Annotated in this window: 12 protein-coding genes; 8 read left to right on the top strand and 4 right to left on the bottom strand. The window is 67.8% G+C overall.

Going from position 1 to position 18,479, the window contains the following annotated elements; translation table 11 throughout:
* Window positions 1-41: 41 nt before the first annotated feature.
* Entirely contained in the window at window positions 42-2,633 is a 2,592-nt protein-coding gene (gene mprF, locus ACX9MO_RS15060; protein WP_462212423.1) for a bifunctional lysylphosphatidylglycerol flippase/synthetase MprF, read from the bottom strand.
* 573 nt (window positions 2,634-3,206) lie between these two features.
* Between mprF and ACX9MO_RS15055 the strand changes: the two genes are divergently transcribed.
* Window positions 3,207-3,785 (top strand): YqaA family protein, encoded by a 579-nt coding sequence (locus ACX9MO_RS15055; protein WP_222494884.1) that lies wholly within the window; start codon window positions 3,207-3,209, stop codon window positions 3,783-3,785.
* Window positions 3,782-4,264, top strand: a complete 483-nt coding sequence (locus ACX9MO_RS15050; protein WP_222494885.1) for a disulfide bond formation protein B — start codon at window positions 3,782-3,784, stop codon at window positions 4,262-4,264. The genes ACX9MO_RS15055 and ACX9MO_RS15050 overlap by 4 nt, the downstream gene beginning before the upstream one ends.
* 126 nt (window positions 4,265-4,390) lie before the next feature.
* Here the strand turns inward: ACX9MO_RS15050 and ACX9MO_RS15045 are convergent, their stop codons facing one another.
* A complete protein-coding gene (locus ACX9MO_RS15045; RefSeq protein WP_462212422.1) occupies window positions 4,391-5,350 on the bottom strand; it encodes a Hint domain-containing protein in 960 nt (319 codons plus the stop codon).
* Window positions 5,351-5,678: 328 nt separating this feature from the next.
* On the opposite strand from ACX9MO_RS15045, the gene ACX9MO_RS15040 reads away from it, so the two are divergent.
* Window positions 5,679-6,674 carry a phosphotransferase enzyme family protein gene (locus tag ACX9MO_RS15040; protein ID WP_462212421.1) on the top strand — a complete coding sequence of 332 codons (996 nt, stop codon included), beginning with the start codon at window positions 5,679-5,681 and terminating at the stop codon, window positions 6,672-6,674.
* A gap of 455 nt (window positions 6,675-7,129) precedes the next feature.
* On the opposite strand, the gene ACX9MO_RS15035 is transcribed toward ACX9MO_RS15040, so the two are convergent.
* Together ACX9MO_RS15035 and ACX9MO_RS15030 are read right to left on the bottom strand one after the other, a co-directional pair.
* A complete protein-coding gene (locus tag ACX9MO_RS15035) occupies window positions 7,130-10,789 on the bottom strand; it encodes a vitamin B12-dependent ribonucleotide reductase (protein WP_462212420.1) in 3,660 nt (1,219 codons plus the stop codon).
* A 653-nt stretch (window positions 10,790-11,442) separates the two neighbouring features.
* Window positions 11,443-12,918 (bottom strand): caspase family protein, encoded by a 1,476-nt coding sequence (locus tag ACX9MO_RS15030; RefSeq protein WP_462212419.1) that lies wholly within the window; start codon window positions 12,916-12,918, stop codon window positions 11,443-11,445.
* Window positions 12,919-13,122: 204 nt separating this feature from the next.
* On the opposite strand from ACX9MO_RS15030, the gene ACX9MO_RS15025 reads away from it, so the two are divergent.
* The 5 genes from ACX9MO_RS15025 to ACX9MO_RS15005 all read left to right on the top strand — a co-directional run bounded on the left by ACX9MO_RS15025 (window position 13,123) and on the right by ACX9MO_RS15005 (window position 18,459).
* The gene (locus ACX9MO_RS15025; protein WP_462212418.1) at window positions 13,123-14,199 is read left to right on the top strand and encodes an OmpA family protein; all 1,077 of its coding nucleotides are present in this window, start codon (window positions 13,123-13,125) and stop codon (window positions 14,197-14,199) included.
* Between the two features lie 93 nt (window positions 14,200-14,292).
* Window positions 14,293-15,393, top strand: coding sequence for a DUF2169 family type VI secretion system accessory protein (locus ACX9MO_RS15020; RefSeq protein WP_462212417.1), 1,101 nt, complete (start codon window positions 14,293-14,295; stop codon window positions 15,391-15,393).
* A complete protein-coding gene (locus tag ACX9MO_RS15015; RefSeq protein ID WP_462212416.1) occupies window positions 15,390-16,433 on the top strand; it encodes a 3-oxoacyl-ACP synthase in 1,044 nt (347 codons plus the stop codon). The genes ACX9MO_RS15020 and ACX9MO_RS15015 overlap by 4 nt, the downstream gene beginning before the upstream one ends.
* On the top strand, window positions 16,430-17,428 hold the full coding sequence (locus ACX9MO_RS15010; RefSeq protein ID WP_462212415.1) for a DUF4150 domain-containing protein: 999 nt from the start codon (window positions 16,430-16,432) through the stop codon (window positions 17,426-17,428). Before ACX9MO_RS15015 ends, ACX9MO_RS15010 begins: the two co-directional genes overlap by 4 nt.
* Complete coding sequence (locus ACX9MO_RS15005; protein ID WP_462212414.1) at window positions 17,425-18,459, top strand: hypothetical protein; 1,035 nt, start codon at window positions 17,425-17,427, stop codon at window positions 18,457-18,459. Before ACX9MO_RS15010 ends, ACX9MO_RS15005 begins: the two co-directional genes overlap by 4 nt.
* Window positions 18,460-18,479 lie beyond the last annotated feature (20 nt).

The raw sequence follows: 18,479 nt of genomic DNA, 5'->3' as shown, positions 1-18,479 counted from the left end.
CCCCGTGCCACACTTGAGCGACGCAACGCCCCGGCTTCCCGTCAGCGTTTCAGAATACCCCGCGCGCCACCCGCGATCAGCAGGGCGATATCGGCCATGGCCACCATCGGCGAGGTGCCCGGTGCAAGCGCGATGTAGCGCGGCCGCCACTCCGGCTGGAACTTCTGCTTGAAGCCGCGCAGCCCCTCGAAGTTGTAGAACGCGCCGCCGTGCTCGAACATGAGCCGGCCGAACTGGTTCCACATCTGCGGCGTGCGCCGCTCGCTGAGCCCCGCCAGCGGCGCCACGCCAAGGCTGAACTCCAGCGCGCCCGCATCGCGGTAATGCTCCATCAGAGAGACGAAGAGAAACTCCATCATCCCCGAGGCCTCGTCCGGCAGGTAGCGCATCAGGTCGATGGCGATGCGGTGCTGCGCGCCCGGGGCCAGCACGTTGGCAAAGGCCAGCACCCGCCCCTCGCGGCGGATCACGGCCAGCGGGAAGCGGTTCAGGTAGCCCCGGTCGAAACGCCCGATGGAGAAGCCCTTCTCGCGCCCCTTGGTGCCGAGCCACGCGCGCGAGACGACCTCGATCTCGTCCAGCAACTCCGGCGCATGGGGGGCCTGAAGGATCTCCAGCTCCAGCCCCTCGCGCTTCTTCTTGTTGTAGGCCGCGCGCATCGTCTTGAACTTGGAGCCGCCCAGCGAAAACTGGGGCAGGTGCACCACCGCCTCTTCGCCCACCTTGTGCAGCGAGAGGCCCATCTCGATCCAGACCGGCAGGGTGCGGTGGCTGACCTCGTAGAAGACCGGGCGGCAGTTGGCCTTCTGCGCCTCGTCCCAGAGCCGCCACGCCAGCTGTTCCACCGCGTGTTCCGGGCCGACCGGATCGCCCAGCACCACCATGGCCGAGCGTTGGCGGCTGTACATCAGGAAGGCATCGCCCCCTTCCGAGAACATCAGCGTCTTGTCGCCCGTCAGGGCGAGGCAGGCCTGCGGGCGCTCCTCCGTCTCGAGGATGCGGGCGGCGTGGTCCAGCGCCTCGGACGCGGTTTCGGCCCTGCGGCGCGGGCGCGTGGGTTGCAACGCCAGCCCCAGCACGAAGAACAGCATCACTGCGGAGGCCGCGAGCCCCGCGCGCAGCGAGCGCGGCGTGTTGGCGCCGGGCGCGAACTCGGTCCAGAGCGCGGCGGAGAAGGGTGTGGCCCGGTGCGCAAAAAGGAAGAAGGCCACCGCCGCCAGCACCGCCGCCGAGACGAGCGCCCACCAGCGGGCGGAGAAGACGCCCTCGGTCAGCTTGGCCTGCCGGTAGAACACCCGGCGGAACGGCAGCATCGCAAGCCCGCCCGCGCCGAAGACCGCCATGCTCTTGAGGTCGAGGTTGTTCATCAGGGCCGCGAGGATGGCGAGCGCGATCGCCGCCAGCGTCAGCCAGTAGGCCGCCGCCAGCCGCCGCAGCAGCCCGTGCGACAGGATCAGCAGCGCCACGCCGCTGACCGCCGACATCATCGTGCCGCCCTCCAGCAGCAGGGCCGCGAGGATCTCGTTCTCCGCCAGCGCATCGGCCTGAAGCGAGGGCACCAACGACACGAGGACGAGGAGCACGCCCATGCCGAAGGCGGTCACCGCCATCATCGCGGGCACCACGCCCGAGAGCGCTGCATAGCCCGGCCGCAGGGTGGCCGGGATCTCGCCCAGCACCTTCGACAGCCAGCCTCCTGCCATGCGCAGCTCGTTCAGCGACACGACGAGGAAGGCCACGGCGAAGGGCAGCAGGTAGTAGATCACCCGGAACATCACCAGCGCCGCGGCGGCCTGTTCCAGCGGGGCCTCGCCCGGCAGCGCCGCGAGCACGGCGGTCTCGAAGACGCCGACGCCGCCGGGCACGTGGCTGATCAGCCCCAGCACCATGGCGCCCGCAAAGATCGCGGTGAAGGTGACGAAATCGGGCCGCCCCTCGGGCAGCAGCAGCCAGAGGCAGAGCGCCGCCGCCCCGATGTCGATGAGCGAGATGGCGATCTGCCCGGTCAGCGCCCCGGGCCGTGGCAGGCGGAAGCTCACCCGTCCGGCCTTCAGCACCGCGCCCCGGGCCGAGAAGACATAGAGCGTGACCAGCGTCCCCACGAGGATCGCCGCCGAGATCAGCCGGATCGTGGTTTCGGGCAGCGCGACCTCGGTCAGGGCACCGGGGTGGATCGCCAGCGCGCCGAGCCCGGCCAGCAGCAGGCCCACGCCGGTGGCCGCCGCGATATAGGAGGAGACCGAGGCCACCTCGAAGGCATCGAGCCCGAGGGCCGCGTAGATCCGGTAGCGCACCGCGCCCCCCGAGACGACGCTGACCCCAACGGTATTGCCCATGGCGAAGCCGAGGAAGGAGCCGAGCGCCACCGCACGCGGCGGCAGCGGCCGGTCGATCAGCCGCAGGGCGCACCAGTCGTAGCCGATCAGCGCCACGTAGCCCACGACCATCGCCGCCGTGGCCCCCGCCAGACGGGCCGGGTGCAGCGTGCGCAGCTCTGCCAGAACGGCCCCGGGCCGCACGTCGCCCAGCATGTGGTAGAGCGCCCAGAGGCCGAGGGCAAAGAGCCCCAGCCCGAACAGGAGGGGCAGGGTCCGGCGCAGCCTCTGCCGCGTCATCGGGCCGTTTCGGAACATGCGAACTCCCCTTCGCCTTGGCCCCGTGTCACCGCAGGCCGGATCGGGCGCCTCTCCGGGCGCCGCTTCGGTCTGCCCCTGATTAACCAGCGACGGCCACGGTTTCCAGCCCAAGGCGCATCCCGCGCCCTTGCCGATGCGGCAGCCCGCCGGTCTCAGGGGCGCCACGGGCGACAGGCCGATGCGCGGAACGTCTGCCGCTCGACCAGCGACCCACCCGGGCAGGCCGCGCCGAGGCAAGATGCCCCCGCGCCGCAGCAAGGGGGACGGCAAGGCAGACGACCCGCCGCAGCGCAGACGACCTGCCCCATCGGAGCCCGACCGGCGCGGCACGCCGCGGGCGCAGACGCCATTCGCGGCGCCGAGACGGGCCCGAGGTCCCTGCCTGCGCCCGTCCCTTGGGCCCCGGCCGCCGCAGTCCGCGCCAACCCGCCGCAAATGCGCCCTGCCCGGCCCCGGCTCGCCCCCCGGCCATTGACCGTCAGGACCGGTCATGTTCCATGAGCCAAGGCCCCGGCGCGTCTGCGCCCGCCAGCCCGCCAGCAGGCCCCACCAGGAAGGACCCCGCAGCCGATGATCCGCCCTCTCTACGACTGGACGATCCGCCTCTCCGATCACCCCCGCGCCCTCTGGGCCCTCGCCTTCGTGGCCTTCATCGAAAGCTCCGTCTTCCCGATCCCGCCGGACCTGCTGATGATCCCGATGATCCTCGCCCGGCCGTCGCGCGCCTGGCTGATCGCGCTCGTGGCCATGGTGGCCTCGGTCCTCGGTGGCCTGCTGGGCTATGCCATCGGCGCCTTCGCCTTCGACAGCATCGGCCAGCCGATCCTCGAATCCCTCGGCAAGGGCGACTCGATGGCCTCCTTCAACGAGAAGTTCAACGACGTGGGCTTCTGGGCCGTGCTGGGTGCGGGCATCACGCCCTTCCCCTACAAGGTGATTACCATCATGTCGGGCTGGACCTCGATGCCGCTGGCGACCTTCATCGTCACCTCGATCATCGCCCGCGGCATCCGCTTCTTCCTGATCGCGGCCCTGCTGTGGAGGTTCGGCTCTCCCATTCGTGACTTCATCGAGAAGCGCCTCGGGCTTGTCTTCACGGCGTTTTTCGTGCTCCTCGTCGGGGGTTTCCTGCTGGTGAAGTATCTATGAACTATCGCACGACCGTCCTTCTTGCCGCCGGTGGCTCCGCGGCGCTGCTGCTGGGGGCGCTCGGCTTCCAGTACATCGCGGGCATTCCGCCCTGCAAACTCTGCTACTGGCAACGCTATCCCCATGCCGTCGCCATCGTGATCGGGCTTGCAGCCCTCGTGGTGGGGGAACGGGCGCTCGGCGCGCTGCTGGCGTGGTTCGGGGCGATCGCGGCGCTTGCGACCGCGGGGATCGGCGTGTTCCACACCGGTGTCGAGCGCGGCTGGTGGGAAGGTCCGACCAGCTGCACCTCCGGCAGCATCGCGGACAAGAGCACCGGCGATCTCTTCGACCAGATCATGAACGCCCCGCTGATCCGCTGCGACGAGGTCGCCTGGTCGCTCTTCGGCCTCTCGATGGCAAGCTGGAACGCCCTCTTCTCGCTGGTGATCGCGGGCCTGTGGATCCGCGCGGCCCTCATGGCACAGCGCCCCGCCTGAGACGGCTCCCACCAGACAGCATGACGCCGGGCGGGGGAGACACCCGCCCGGCGCGCGCCCGGGGCCATCCGGCGAAAAACGGCCCCGCCCGGACCTGACCTGTCGCAGCCCTCTTAGCGGTCCCTCTCAGTGGACCTTTCTGCGGCTGGCCATGGCGGCGCGGAGCACACGGCCTTCGGCGGTGCTCAGCACGGGCAGCGCGGCAGGCATCCACTCCGCCGCCTCTGCCGTTGTCTTCAGACAGATCATCAGCTCTGCCCGCTGTGCCCGGCTCAGCGGCGCGGCCCCGACCTGCCCGATGCGCAGTGTCTCGACCGGCAGGCCATTCCCACGGACCACCACGTGCCGGTCGCAGAGGATCTGCACATAGGTCACCTCACCCGTGGCGTGATCGAGGCAGATGTGATCCCCCACCAGCGCCTTGGCCGGCACCAGCACCTCTCGCTCGTCGAAGTAGAGCTGTGCCGCGGCATGTTCGAGGCAGACCAGGTGCTGCTGCGAGAGCCGCAGGTCCCGGTGCGGCAGCCCGCGTCCAAGCGCATCCTTCGGCAGGAGCACCGGCAGCAGCCGGTGGCGCAGCGCCCCGCGCAGCGTGTCGAGCCGGATACGGCGGCGGAACAGCCCCTGGATCACCTGGGCGCTGCCGTCGATGGCCAGCACCCTGTCACCGGGGGCGAGGTCTTCGACCGGAACCTCGCCCTCCGGCGTCGAGATCAGCGTGCCGAGTGTGAAGCAGGCAGGCATGATCCCGTCCTCGGGCACGGCATCGATGTTGATCACGATTGCGATCGGATCAACACCCTGCGGCGGCCCGTCCGGGTAGTGGAAATAAAGCTGACCCCCGGCCTCGAAGACCAGAAGCGGGGCCTCGGGCCCCGGCCCCTCCACGCCGCTGGCCTGCGCCGCGCCGGTGCCCACCGGCCGCATCACGGTGCCGTTGAACGTGGTCAGACCATCTTGCGACAGCACCGTACCGGCGACGGCACGGCCGAAGGCGCCCGTCTCGAGACGTGTGTCGGGGATCAGGAGTTGGCTGGGAATTTGGGTCCCCCGATAGGGAACCACAGTGATCGTAGCACTGGACATTGCGTAGCCTGCTCACTCATTAACATTGCGAGGCGAACACGTCCGACAGAAACAACAAAAACGAGATCGGACCACCTCACCGGACGCTTATCCCGCGTCCTTGGGATCAAGTGTGTTAACGAATTGGGGCAAGAATGTGTCAAAATGATCTATCTGGGAGTAATTTTTTCCAGTTAGCGCCCCCGTTCTGCGCAAACCGTTCACAGGTCACGGTTTCTTCCCGTCGCACCCGGTCCTCGCAAATCCGCATGCCCGTCCTTGCCCGCGCTTGCCGCCTGCCCGCCCGGCCGGTAGCACCGGCAGTATCACGGAGGGCAAGGAGGACGTCATGACAGGACTTTACGACGACGCGCATGTGGCCCGGCTGGCCGAGGCCCTGCCGCGGCTGCTGCCGCTCTGGGGCCTGTCCCCGGACAGCGAGGTCCGGCTGCTCAGCCTGTCGGAAAACGCCACCTTCCGCGTCACCGATCCCACCAGGCCTGCACCGGTAGTGCTCCGCGTCCACCGCCCCGCCTATCACCACGAGGCAGAGATCGCCTCGGAACTCGCCTGGATCGAGGCCCTGCGCGCGGCAAAGGTCCTCCACACGCCCGCGCCCCTGCCCCTGCGCGACGGGGGGCTGATCGCCCGCATGGCCCTGCCCGGCGAGACCCGCCACGTGGTGGGCTTTGCCTACATGGAGGGGCGCGAGCCCGACCCGGACGTGGCCCTGCTGCCCGGGTTCGAACGGCTTGGCGCGATCTCGGCCCGGCTGCACCGCCACGCGATGGACTGGCCCCGGCCCGAGGGGTTCACCCGCAAGACCTGGGATTTCGACGCCGCCTTCGGCCCGCACCCGCTCTGGGGGGACTGGCGCGCGGCGCCGGGGCTCGACGACGAGGGCCGCGCGGTGCTGGAGCGGCTCTGCGAGACCCTGCACACCCGGCTTGGCGCCTATGGCACCGGGCCGGACCGCTTCGGCCTGATCCACGCCGACCTGCGCCTTGCCAACCTGCTGGTGGCGCAGGACCGCATCGGCGTGATCGATTTCGACGACTGCGGGTTCTCGTGGTTCCTCTATGACTTCGCCGCGGCGATCTCCTTCCACGAAACCCACCCGCTGGTGCCCGAGCTTCAGGCCGCCTGGCTGCGCGGCTACGCCCGCGTGGCCCCCCTGCCGCCCGAGGCGGAGGAGATGCTGCCCCTGATGATCCTCTACCGCCGCCTGCTGCTGACCGCCTGGATCGCCAGCCACGCCGAAACCGAAACCGCCCGCGCCACCGGCCTTGCGACCTATACGCAGGGCACCATCGCCCTCGCCCGCACCCACCTCGCCGCGGTCTGACTTTCATCTTTCCCGAAATACTCCGGGGGAGTCGCGGCACGCGACGGGGGCAGCGCCCCCTTCCACCGCCGAAATTTGCACTTTCCTAGGTGACTGGAGGCAAGGACTCACCAGGCCGCCCCGCAGCGCCAAGGGGGGCACTGCAAACAACGGTTAGACTGGGCCCCCTCCCGCCTTCGAAGAAGGCGCTGCCGACTGAGACACGCGCCGATGGCTGCGTCGCATTCCGGGGGCCCTGCCGCTGCCCACCGGCCCCGTCGTCCCTTACACAAAGTCTGACCACCGGTCCGCCCGCATGAAAAAACCCCCACCCGTCCGGGTGGGGGTCAGTCCTGCCGACCAGAGAGTTGATACCGCCCGGTTGCTCGCCTGTAAGCCTGGCCGGCGCGGGGACCGGCGCACCGGCCCCCTGATCCTCGCACGTCCCGGGGTCTTGGGCTCCCCGGGGCGCGCGCTCAACTGCAGCCCGAGGTGGCGCCGCAGGTGTTGCACTTCATGCAGGTGCCGTTGCGCACCAGCGTGTAGTTTCCGCAATCTCCGCAGGCCTCGCCCTCGTAGCCCTGCATCTTGGCCTTGGCCCGCGCATCCATGGACACCGCGCCCGAGGCCAGCGCCGTGCTGCCACCGCCGGAGACCTTGGTTTCGGGCACGAGCGCCTGCAGCGCCGCCGTCGCATCGCCCGAGAAGGCGGTAGCCCCGGCATAGCCGCCCTGAAGCACCACCAGTTCCTGCGGCAGACGCTTGCGGAGGTAGCCGGTGGAGCTGACCTGCTTCAGCATCTCCAGCGAGGCAGAGGCGGTTTCCTCGCGCAGTTCGCTGACGTTGGAGACGCCCTCTTTCGCGTGGCCCTGCCCCAGGTCGTCGAAGGTCGTGCCCTGCGGCTTCACATGGGCGAGGTCCGTGCGGTCGAGGTAGGAGACCGCCAGTTCGCGGAAGATGTAGTCGAGGATCGAGGTGGCGTTCTTGATGCTGTCGTTGCCCTGCACCATCCCCGCCGGTTCGAACTTGGTGAAGGTGAAGGCGTCGACGAATTCCTCCAGCGGCACGCCGTATTGCAGGCCCACCGACACCGCGATGGCGAAGTTGTTCATCATCGCCCGGAAGCCCGCGCCTTCCTTGTGCATGTCGATGAAGATCTCGCCGAGGGAGCCGTCGGAATATTCGCCGGTGCGCAGGTAGACCTTGTGGCCGCCCACCATCGCCTTCTGGGTATAGCCCTTGCGGCGATCGGGCATCTTCTCGCGGCCGCGGGCGACCTCCTTGATGACGACCTTCTCGACGATCTTCTCGGCCAGAACGGCGGCCTTTTCCTGCGGCGTGCCGGTCTCGAGGATCTCGGCGGCCTCGTCGTCATCCTCCACCAGGGCGGCGGCCAGCGGCTGCGACAGTTTGGAGCCGTCACGGTAGAGCGCGTTGGCCTTCACCCCCAGCGACCACGACAGTTCGTAGGCCTTCTGGCAGTCCTCGATGGTGGCGTTGTTGGGCATGTTGATCGTCTTGGAGATCGCGCCCGAGATGAAGCTCTGAGCCGCGGCCATCATGGTGATGTGGCTGTCGACCGAGAGGAAGCGCTTGCCGGTCTTGCCGCAGGCGTTGGCGCAATCGAAGATGTGGTAATGCTCTTCGCGCAGGTGCGGCGCGCCCTCCAGCGTCATGGTCCCGCAGACGTGGTCGTTCGCGGCCTCGATGTCCTTCTTCGAGAAGCCGAGGTGACGCAGCAGATCGAAGGTCGGATCGGTCAGCTTCTCCGCCGGGATACCCAGCGGGCCGGTGCAGAATTCCGCCCCCAGCGTCCACTGGTTGAAGACGAAGCGGATGTCGAAGGCGGTGCCGAGCGCGGCCTCGATCTTCTCCAGCTCCGCCGGGCCGAAGCCGTGGCCGATCAGCGAGGTGTGGTTGATCCGGGGCGCATTGCCCAGGGTGCCATGGCCCACCGCGTAGCCGATGATCTCCTCGATCTGCGCCGAGCCGTAGCCCAGCTTCTCCAGCGCGGCAGGGACCGAGCGGTTGATGATCTTGAAGTAGCCGCCACCGGCCAGCTTCTTGAACTTCACCAGGGCGAAGTCCGGCTCGATCCCGGTGGTGTCGCAGTCCATCACAAGGCCGATCGTGCCGGTGGGCGCGATGACCGAGACCTGCGCATTGCGGAAGCCGTGTTTCTCGCCCAGCGTCAGGGCGCTGTCCCAGGCCGCCGTGGCGCGGTCGATCAGGCGGGCGTCAGGGCAGTTGGCGTGATCCAGCGCCACCGGCTTGATGGCCAGCTTCTCGTAGCCCTCGGTCTTGCCGTGGGCCGCGGTGCGGTGGTTGCGGATCACCCGCAGCATGTGGAAGGCGTTACGCTCGTAGCCCGGGAAGGTACCCAGTTCGCCCGCCATCTCGGCCGAGGTGGCATAGGCCACGCCGGTCATGATCGCGGTCAGCGCCCCGCAGAGCGCCCGGCCCTCGTCGCTGTCATAGCCTAGCCCCATGTTCATCAGCAGGCCGCCGATGTTGGCATAGCCAAGGCCGAGGGTGCGGAAGTCATAGGACCGCTGGGCGATTTCCTTCGAGGGGAACTGCGCCATCAGCACCGAGATTTCCAGCGTCACGGTCCACAGACGGGTGGCGTGTTCATAATCCTCGACCTGGAAGACGCCGTCCTTGAGGAAGGTCAGCAGGTTCATCGAGGCGAGGTTACAGGCCGTGTCGTCGAGGAACATGTACTCGGAGCACGGGTTGGAGCCGCGGATCTCGCCGTCTTCCGGGCAGGTGTGCCAGGCGTTGACGGTGTCATGGTACTGGATGCCCGGATCGGCACAGGCCCATGCCGCGTGGCCGATGTCTTCCCACAGGTCGCGCGCCTTGATGGTCTTGGCGACCTTGCCGTCGGTGCGGTTGATCAGCGCCCAGTCGGCATCGTCCTCGACGGCCTTCAGGAAGGCATCGGTGACGCGGACGGAGTTGTTGGAATTCTGCCCCGCGACCGAGGCATAGGCCTCGCTGTCCCAGTCGGTGTCGTAGGTCGGAAACTCGATGCTGTCATAGCCCTGCTTGGCGTAATCCAGCACGCGCTTGATGTAGGTCTCTGGGATGGAGCAGCTCTTGGCCGCGCGGATCGCCTTCTTGAGCCCTGCGTTCTCAGCCGGGTCATAGGCGGCCTCGGCGCTGCCGTCCCAGTCACGGATCGCCGCGAAGATCAGGTTCAGCTGCTTCTCGTGCATCTTGGAGCCGGCGACGATGGAGGCAACCTTCTGCTCCTCCTTCACCTTCCAGTTGATGTATTCCTGAATGTCCGGGTGATCGGCGTCCACGATGACCATTTTGGCGGCGCGTCGGGTTGTCCCCCCCGACTTGATTGCGCCCGCCGCACGGTCCCCGATCTTCAGGAAGCCCATCAGACCGGAGGATCTGCCACCACCCGACAGTTTCTCACCCTCCGCACGGAGCGATGAGAAGTTTGTGCCCGTTCCCGAGCCGTATTTGAACAGGCGCGCCTCGCGCACCCAGAGATCCATGATGCCGCCCTCGCCCACGAGGTCATCCGCAACGGACTGGATGAAACAGGCGTGGGGCTGGGGATGTTCGTAGGCCGAGGCCGACTTGGTGAGTTTCCCCGACACGTGGTCGACGTAGTAGTGGCCCTGGCTGGGGCCGTCGATGCCATAGGCCCAGTGCAGGCCAGTGTTGAACCACTGCGGGCTGTTGGGCGCGGCGCGCTGCGTCGCCAGCATGAAGCGCATTTCGTCGTAATAGGCGCGGGCGTCCTCCTCGGTGGAGAAATAGCCGCCCTTCCAGCCCCAGTAGGTCCATGCGCCGGCGAGGCGGTCGAAGACCTGCTTGGCAGAGGTTTCGCCGCCGATCGCTGTGTCGGCCTTCGCGGGGACAGAGCGCCACAGGAACTCCGGCACGCCCTTCTCGCGGACCTTCTTGACCTCTGCGGGCACGCCCGCCTTGCGGAAGTACTTCTGGGCGATCACGTCGCTTGCGACCTGACTCCAGCCCGCGGGAATTTCGACGTCGTCGAGACGGAAGACGATGGTCCCGTCCGGGTTGCGGATTTCCGACGCTGTCGTGATGAACTCCAGTTCCGCGTAAGCGTCCTGACCGGCCTTGGTAAACTTGCGTTCAATCTGCATTTCGAAAATGCCCCTAGCTTCCCGTTATCTGCCTCAACCGCTTTCTGACGGCCGGATGCCCGATCTGCGGACACGGGGGGACGGATGCCGCCGCGGATCGCTCCCCGGGGCCATTTCCTGAAACTGGAAACACTGAACTGAGATGACTGTCCCAACGCGCCCGGCCGACACTAAATCTGGTGCTCTTCTGACCGGTCCCTACAATTTGATGTGAGAATGCCTAGAGGGTCAACTGAAAATTGAATCTCTTTGCTCTTGACCGGCTGTCCTACCCAGACGGCGATTCTGCCCTGTGACGGCACGTAGGGAAAACCATTGGAAACATGCGCTTTTCACGGAATTTCCCACCAGATCGCCGCGCCGCGGGGCGCGCACCTGTCGCCGGATGACCACGCCCCGGCTGGCAAATCCACGCCGGAGATGCCCGAAAACACGGCACGATCCGGCCACTAGATGTAGCCACGGGGATGCGAAAATCGCCAGCCATGGCGTGACCCTGGGTTACCCACAGGCTGTGGACGACTCATCGGTGCCGGAAAGCGAGGGCCAGACCGCCCCATTGGGACCGCCGCACGGGCCGTCGTCCGGTCAGGTCAGAACGGGGATCAGATCGGGAGGACAGACGCGCCGCCTAGATGGGGCCGCACGCGCCGCTAGTTGCAGCCGCTGGCGGCCCAGGTCTGCAACTTCTGCTTGAAGGCACCTCCGAAGGGATGCTCCTTGCCGACGGCGCCCCGGGTCGCCTCTTCGAGGTAGGTCTGCGCCTGCGTGCAGATCCGCTCCTGAGTCCAGTGATGGCAGCTGCTGCACTTCTGCCCTTTCCAGAAGGACTCGGGCAGCCCCTCGACCGGGGGGAACAGCGGCGTGGACTCGATGATCTCGGAAATGGAGAGGCCATTCACCGCGGGTTCGGAGGAGGTCAGCGGGCTGAGGAAGGTGATCACCTCCTCCTTCGGCTCCACCGCGGCGGCGGGCGGCGCCGGCGCCACCTCAGGCAGGGAGACGCCTCCGGCCGTGGCATCAGCCCCCGCCTTTTCACGCAGCGCCACCAGTTCGCCCTGCGCGAACTCGGCGAAGGTCCCCTCGGGATAGGCGGAGAGGTAGCGCTCGTAGCCTTCGACCGAATTGCTGGCCTGCGCCGCCTCGAAGAGCATCTGCTCATCCTCGGGCGGGGCCTCGGGGGCGGTCGGCGCGGCGGGCACGCCGACGCCCGCCAGCTCCTGCTCCATGACGGAGGTCAGCAGGCCACGGGCCTCGCCGGCGAATGCCGTATCGCCGTATCCGCGCAGGAAGAGCATGATCTGAACCGGATCGCGGCTGTCCTTGATCGACTCCCAGAACTGCTGCGCCTCAAGGTCGCGTGCCGTCAGCTTCTCGCCTTCTGCGAAGGAGAAATCCCCCACGAGCGAGGAGCTGTCCCACGGGGTCTGCATTCCGCCCGTCTCCCGCAGGACCTCGACGCGGACCTGTTTGAACATCTGCTCGATCGGCAGCCCCGGGGTCGGCATCAGCGAGGCCATCGCGCGGGTGAACGGGCTGTTCTCGCCGCCGCCATCCATCGCCACCGCCCCCGGCGCCGTCGCATAGGCGAGGAAGGTGCCGGTGGGGGCCTTCATCTCGGCCAGACCGTTGTCGTTGAACTCGGGGATATTGCTGAAGGGATTGTTGCGGCAGGCATCGAGGATCATGATGTTGGTGCGGTTCCCGGCCGAGAACATCTGCCGCAGCACGGATTGGACCTCGACGGCCACAAGGCTCAGGTCCGCCGCATCGCTCAACTCCGCACTCACCGGCAGCAGGTAGTTCACCCCGAAGGACTGCACCCCGTGCCCCGCGTAGTAGAACAGCCCCGTCGCCTCAGGCCCGGCCCCGCGCAGCGCGCGACCGAACTGGGCGATGCCGCGGGTCAGCTCGGCGCGGTCCACGTCGATCAGCCGGTGTACCTCGAAGCCCAGACCTTCGAGCGTCGCGGCGATCAGGGCGGCATCGTTCGACGGGTTCGCGAGGGGCGAGACCGCTTCGTAATCGGAATTCCCGACCACCAGCGCGATCCGTTGCTCGGCCCGTGCCGGCAGCGCCGGGGCAAGGAACAGCGTGACGAGGCACAGGAAGAAAAGTCGAAAGAACATGCGCGTTTTCTATGTCTGGGCGTCGCTCGACATCCCGCCCGGGCATCCCGTCAAAAGGGCCTCTGCCTGGGCTCCGAGCCCTAGGAATAAGGGGCTCTTCCGATAACCGATGTTGCCTGAGCGACCGATTTCGAGAATAATAATATCATACTTCTACCGACCCTATTCTAACATTCATAACATGACTCAGGGAAGGTCCTAACTATGTTTCGCACCCAAAGTCGTTCAATTCTCTCTCGTTTTTTCGCCGGCCTCACCTGTCTGACCCTGCTTTCCGCCCCGGCTTCCGCGCAGGGCGTCTCTCCGTTCGAACATGGCTGGACCCTCGACGAGGAGGCCTCGGAACTCCACTTCATGTCGATCAAGAAGGGCGATCTCGCGGAGGACAGCAGCTTTGCGACCCTCTCCGGGCTGATCACCGAGGACGGCAAGGCGCAGGTCCGCGTGCTTGTGGATTCCGTCGATACCCTCGTCGACCTGCGCAACGTCCGCATGCGGTTTCTCTTCTTCGAGTCCTTCAAGTACCCCGAGGCGCTGATCACCGCCGAGATCCCCCCCGCGGCCCTGGACGACCTTGCGCAGGTGCGCCGCAAGATGATCCCGCTGGAGTTCACCCTGTCCCTGCATGGCGTCACCGTGACCCGCAGTGCCGACGTGGCGGTGACCCTGATCAGCAATGACCGGGTGAACGTCTCCACCACCAAGCCGATCGCGCTGAAGCTGTCGGATTTCAACCTGACCGAGGGCTGGCAGAAGCTTCAGGAAGCCGCGAACGTGATCATCGTCCCGGTGGGCATGGTCAGCTTCGATTTCGTCTTCAACCGCTCCGCCCCGGGCACGCCGTCGCTTCTGACGCCGGTGGCGGCCACCCGCACGGGCGCCGCGGCGGCGCTGGAGACCAAGGGCGAGTTCGACCGCGAGGCCTGCATCGGGCGGTTCGAGATCCTGTCGCGTGCGGGGAACATCTACTTCTCTGCCGGAAGCGCGAAGCTGAGCGCGGACAGCTATCCCCTGCTGGAAAACCTCTTCGACGTGGTCAGCCGCTGCCCCGGCCTGCGCATCGAGATCGCGGGTCACACGGATTCCGATGGCGGCGAGACGGCCAACCTGCGCCTCAGCGAGCTGCGCGCCGGATCGGTGAAGACCTATCTCGAGGACAAGGGCATCCCCGCCTCGCGCATGCTGGTCGTCGGCTATGGCGAAGCCAAGCCCCTGCTGGACAACACCACCGCCGCGAACAAGGCCCGCAACCGCCGGATCGAGTTCAGCGCCCTGAACTGACGCCTGCCCCGCGCGGCCCTACCGGGCCACGCGGATCTTCCTATTGAACCGAAAGACTTTTTCAACGCCAGACACCGGAACAGGACGGCCCCCGTGGAGATTTACCGTCAACGTCCCTGCACTGCCGCATTCACCATTGGACAGGACCCGGCGGGCCGGGATTTCCTGTCCCTCGTCGTGAAACGAACCTTCGACTTCCCCGACACCCCCAATCAGGCGCCCGCGCCCAGTTCCGTGCAGGCCGAACTGGTGGAGGCCGATCAGTACGGCGGGGCCCCGGGCCTTTCGGCCTGCCGGTGGGAGACGGATTTCGCCTTCCGCAAGCAGCTCTGTGACGTGATCCTGAACGGCGCGGCCCATGCCCCCGGGGGGACCGCGGCACCGCAGGTGCGCGTGGGCCTGCGCCTCGGCAGCTGGTCGAAGGGCTTCGATGTGTTCGGCGCGCGGGAATGGCGGGCCATCGGTCCGTCCCTCGTCGCCACGGCCCCGGTCCCGTTCCGACGCCAGCCGATCAGCTATGACTGCGCCTTTGGCGGCACCGACCGGCTGGACCCCGAGGATGCGGAACCGGGGGCCTATGCGGAAAACCCCGTCGGCACCGGCTGGGCCGCGCGCAAGAACCGGGCGCGGATACCGGGGCTGGCACTGCCCCACACGCAGGCGATCGGCGAAGAGGTGACCTCGCCCTTCGGGACCTACCGTCCCATGGCCCTCGGCCCCTACGGGCGCGGCTGGCCGCAGCGCAGCCGCCATGCCGGCACCTATGATCAGGCCTGGCAGGACAACGTGTTTCCCTTCCTGCCCAAGGACTTCGACGAACGCTATTACCAGAGCGCCCCGCCCGATCAGCAGTGCGATCCGCCCCGTTCGGGGACCGAACTGGTGCTGCTGAACCTGACCGACCGCGGGCGCGAGGCCTTTCGCCTTGCAGAGTGCGAGCTGGCCGTCGCGATCTTTCGCGGCGCCGAGGTCGCGCTCGACCGGGAGGTTCTGCCCGATACCGTACTGATCGACACCGACGCGCGGACACTCGCGCTGGTCTGGCGGGTGGATCTGCCGATCCGGCGCAGCATCCTCGACTTCACCGAGGCCTGGGTCGGCCCGCCCACCGAGGCGATGCTGCGCGCGCGGCGCGAGGGACGCCGCTACATCCGGGCGGTCGCCACCGGCGAGACCGAGGCAGAGACCTCATGACCCCGGCGCCGCAGTCCCCCCTCTATGTCCTCGGCTCCGGCATGGTGACGGCGGTCGGGCTCGACGCGCCCTCCTCCTGCGCGGCGCTGCGGGCCCGGTTGGACGGCTTTCAGGAAACGCGCTTCCCGGGCCGGGACGGCACATGGATCATCGGGGCCCCGGTGCCGATGCCGCGCAACTGGATGGGCACCAGGCGGCTGGCCCACATGTGCGCCGCCGCGATCTGCGAGGTCTTCGATCAGGTGCCGGAGGCGGAGGGCCGCACGCGCCTGATCCTCTGCCTTGCCGAGGACGGCCGCGAGGGTCGCCTGATCACCGATAGCGACCGCTTCCTGCGGATGATCGGTGAGATCGTCGCCCTGCCGGAGATGCCCCGGGTCCATGTCGTCGCCCACGGGCGGCCCTCCGGGTTCGTCGCCCTGCAGACGGCGCGCAGGCTGCTCGCCGAGGGGGCGGACTACGTGATGATCCTCGGAGTCGACAGCTACCTGACGGCCCCCGCGATCGGGCAATACCACGGACAGGCCCGCCTGCTGACCCCGACGACACCCGACGGCTTCATCCCCGGCGAAGCGGCGGCCGCCGTGCTCTGTGCCGCGCGCCACAGGGGCGGCCTCGCGATCAGCGGCCTCGGCCTCGCCCGGGAGCCGGCGCCGATCTACAACGGACGCGACGCGGAGGGTTTCGACCTGCCCCTGCGGGGCGATGGCATGACCCGCGCCTACAGCGCCGCCTTCGCCGAGGCGGCCCTGTCGCATTCCGACATCGTGCTCAAGATCGGGGACCACTCGGGCGAGAGTTTCTGGTTCCGCCAGACCGCCCTTGCCATGATGCGCACCCAGCGGGCCCGCAGCGAGGTGCAGCCGATCTGGGCGGTGGGCGCGAGCCTCGGCAATGTCGGCGCCGCGGTGGTGCCGCTGATGCTGGGATGGGCGCTTGCGGCGGCGGAGAAACGCTATGGCCCGCAGGGGCCGGTGCTGATCGAGGCCTCGGGGGATGACGGCGCCTGCGGCGCACTGGTGGCGGGGGCTGCGGCATGACGGTCTTTGCCAACTGCCTCGAAATCTCGGCCAAGGCGCAGGGCTGCAAGATCATCGCGGCCTTCCCCGACACCTGCTTCACCCCGCCCCAGACCCCGGCGACCCCGCCCGGCGTGCCGATCCCCTACCCCAACTTCGGCATGGACAGCGACCTGACCTCGGGCACCGGCACGGTGAAGATCGGCGGGAAGGAGGTCAGTCAGGAGAACAGTTCGAAATTCTCGAAGGTCTCCGGGGACGAGGCGGGCTGTGCGCCCAAGAAGGGCATCATCACCACCAAGAACACGGGCAAGGCCTATGCCCAGAAATGGTCGATGGACGTCAAGGCCGAGGGCAAGGGCGTCGTGCGGTTCTCCGATCTCGCGACCACCAACCACATGAGCAACCCGGGCAACGACGCGCCCTGGGTCATCGTGGGCAAGCCCAACCCGAATGCCAATCCCGACGGCAGCGACTGCATCGTCGGTGAATACAGCCTCAAGCGCGAGGAGTGCAGCAAGACCAAGGACTCGAAGGGCAAGGCCTACCAGTTCCACCACGTGGTCCCGGACCGGACATACCGCTGCGGCCGGTACAAGGCGCCCGGTCTCACGCCCAAGGGCAACATCCGCCGCCGGGACGTGCGGCAGTCGTTCGCCCCGTCTCACGGCAAGGGCATCTGCATTTGCCTGCCGCCGGACAACCATGTCGGATCGAAGAAGAGCGCCCCGGGCACCGCCGTGCACCAGGAGCTGGACGACAAGCTCACCGCACTGGGGCAGAAGACCCGGACCGCCGCAAGCCCGGCGGGCTGCGCCCCGCTCAAGGATGTGCGCTTGCAGTGTCTCATAGCGCTTCATAAGCTGGTGCCGAAGACCATCAGCATGGAGTGTTTCAAACTCGCCATGGAAGAGGTGATGAAACAGACCGAACCCCACAAGGACAAGCAGGTGCGCGCCGAGAAGAGCCTCCGGAACCTCAGCCCGCGCGCCCGCGGCGTTCTGGCCCGCCAATGAGCGGCGATCTCCTTCTCGGGGGCGGCATCCTCTGCCCGCAGGGGGGCACCTACCTTCTCGCGGTGCCCGACGAAGCCGAGGACGACGAGGTCGTCATCTGTTCCGGCCAGCGTGACGGCGCGGTGCTCCGGCTCACGCCGCTGACCGATCTGGAAGAGATCCAGGGCATCATCTCGCTGAACGCGCCCTGGGACGCCATCGCCGAGGCCTGCGCCATGACCCCCGAGGGCGAGGTCTTCTTCCTGCGCCCGCACGCGGCCACCCTCCAGACGATCCCCGGGGCCGGCTACAGCCGCGACGATGCCAAGGGCATCGGGCGCCTGACCGCGCTCGTGCAGGTCGGAGAGGACCTGGTTGCCACGGGATATTCCGGGCAGGTCTATCGCCACCCCCACGGCGCCCGCGGCTGGACGGACATCTCGATCCCGGTCGCGGCCTCCGATGCCCACAAACCGGTCTTCTACGACCTTGCCCCCGGCCCGCGCGGGGCGCTCGTCTTCGGCGGCAGCGAGCTCTTCGACATGGCGATCACCCCCGACATGGAGGCGGCGAACGATGCCGGCGACGTCGAGGCCCTGATGGGCCTCTTCACCGAAAACACGGGCGAGGACATGATGAGCCTGCGCCTCTACGACGCTGGCTGGCGCAGCGCCGACGTCGCCGGAGAGCCCGGCGCAATCGTCGCGCTCCTGCGCGTGACCGAGGGCACCCTGCTCTTCTCGGACACCGGGATCATCTACCTCAGCTCGGATTTCGACGTGATCGAGGTGGTCTATCGCCCGGAGCAGCCGGAGGGGTTCGACGACATCAAGCTCTGGCAGGGGCGCCCGCTCCTGCTGTCGGGAAACACCTTGTCGGTGTATCGCGACACCGATCTCGAACCGTTCGACCCGCCGCTGCCCGCGGGCGAGGAGTTCTGCCTGTCGGTCTCACCTGCCGGGGATCGCATCCTCGCGGTGTTCCCCAGCCACGTGCAGCTCTTCGAGGCCGGCGCCTGGGTGCGGCTGGAGGTGGTGCTGCCCGAGACCTGAGCACGCGCCCCATGCTTAGC

The organism is Pseudooceanicola profundus, assembly GCF_054919315.1.
The sequence above is the reverse complement of the archived record's forward strand: the minus strand, read 5'-3'. Positions and strand labels throughout refer to the sequence as shown.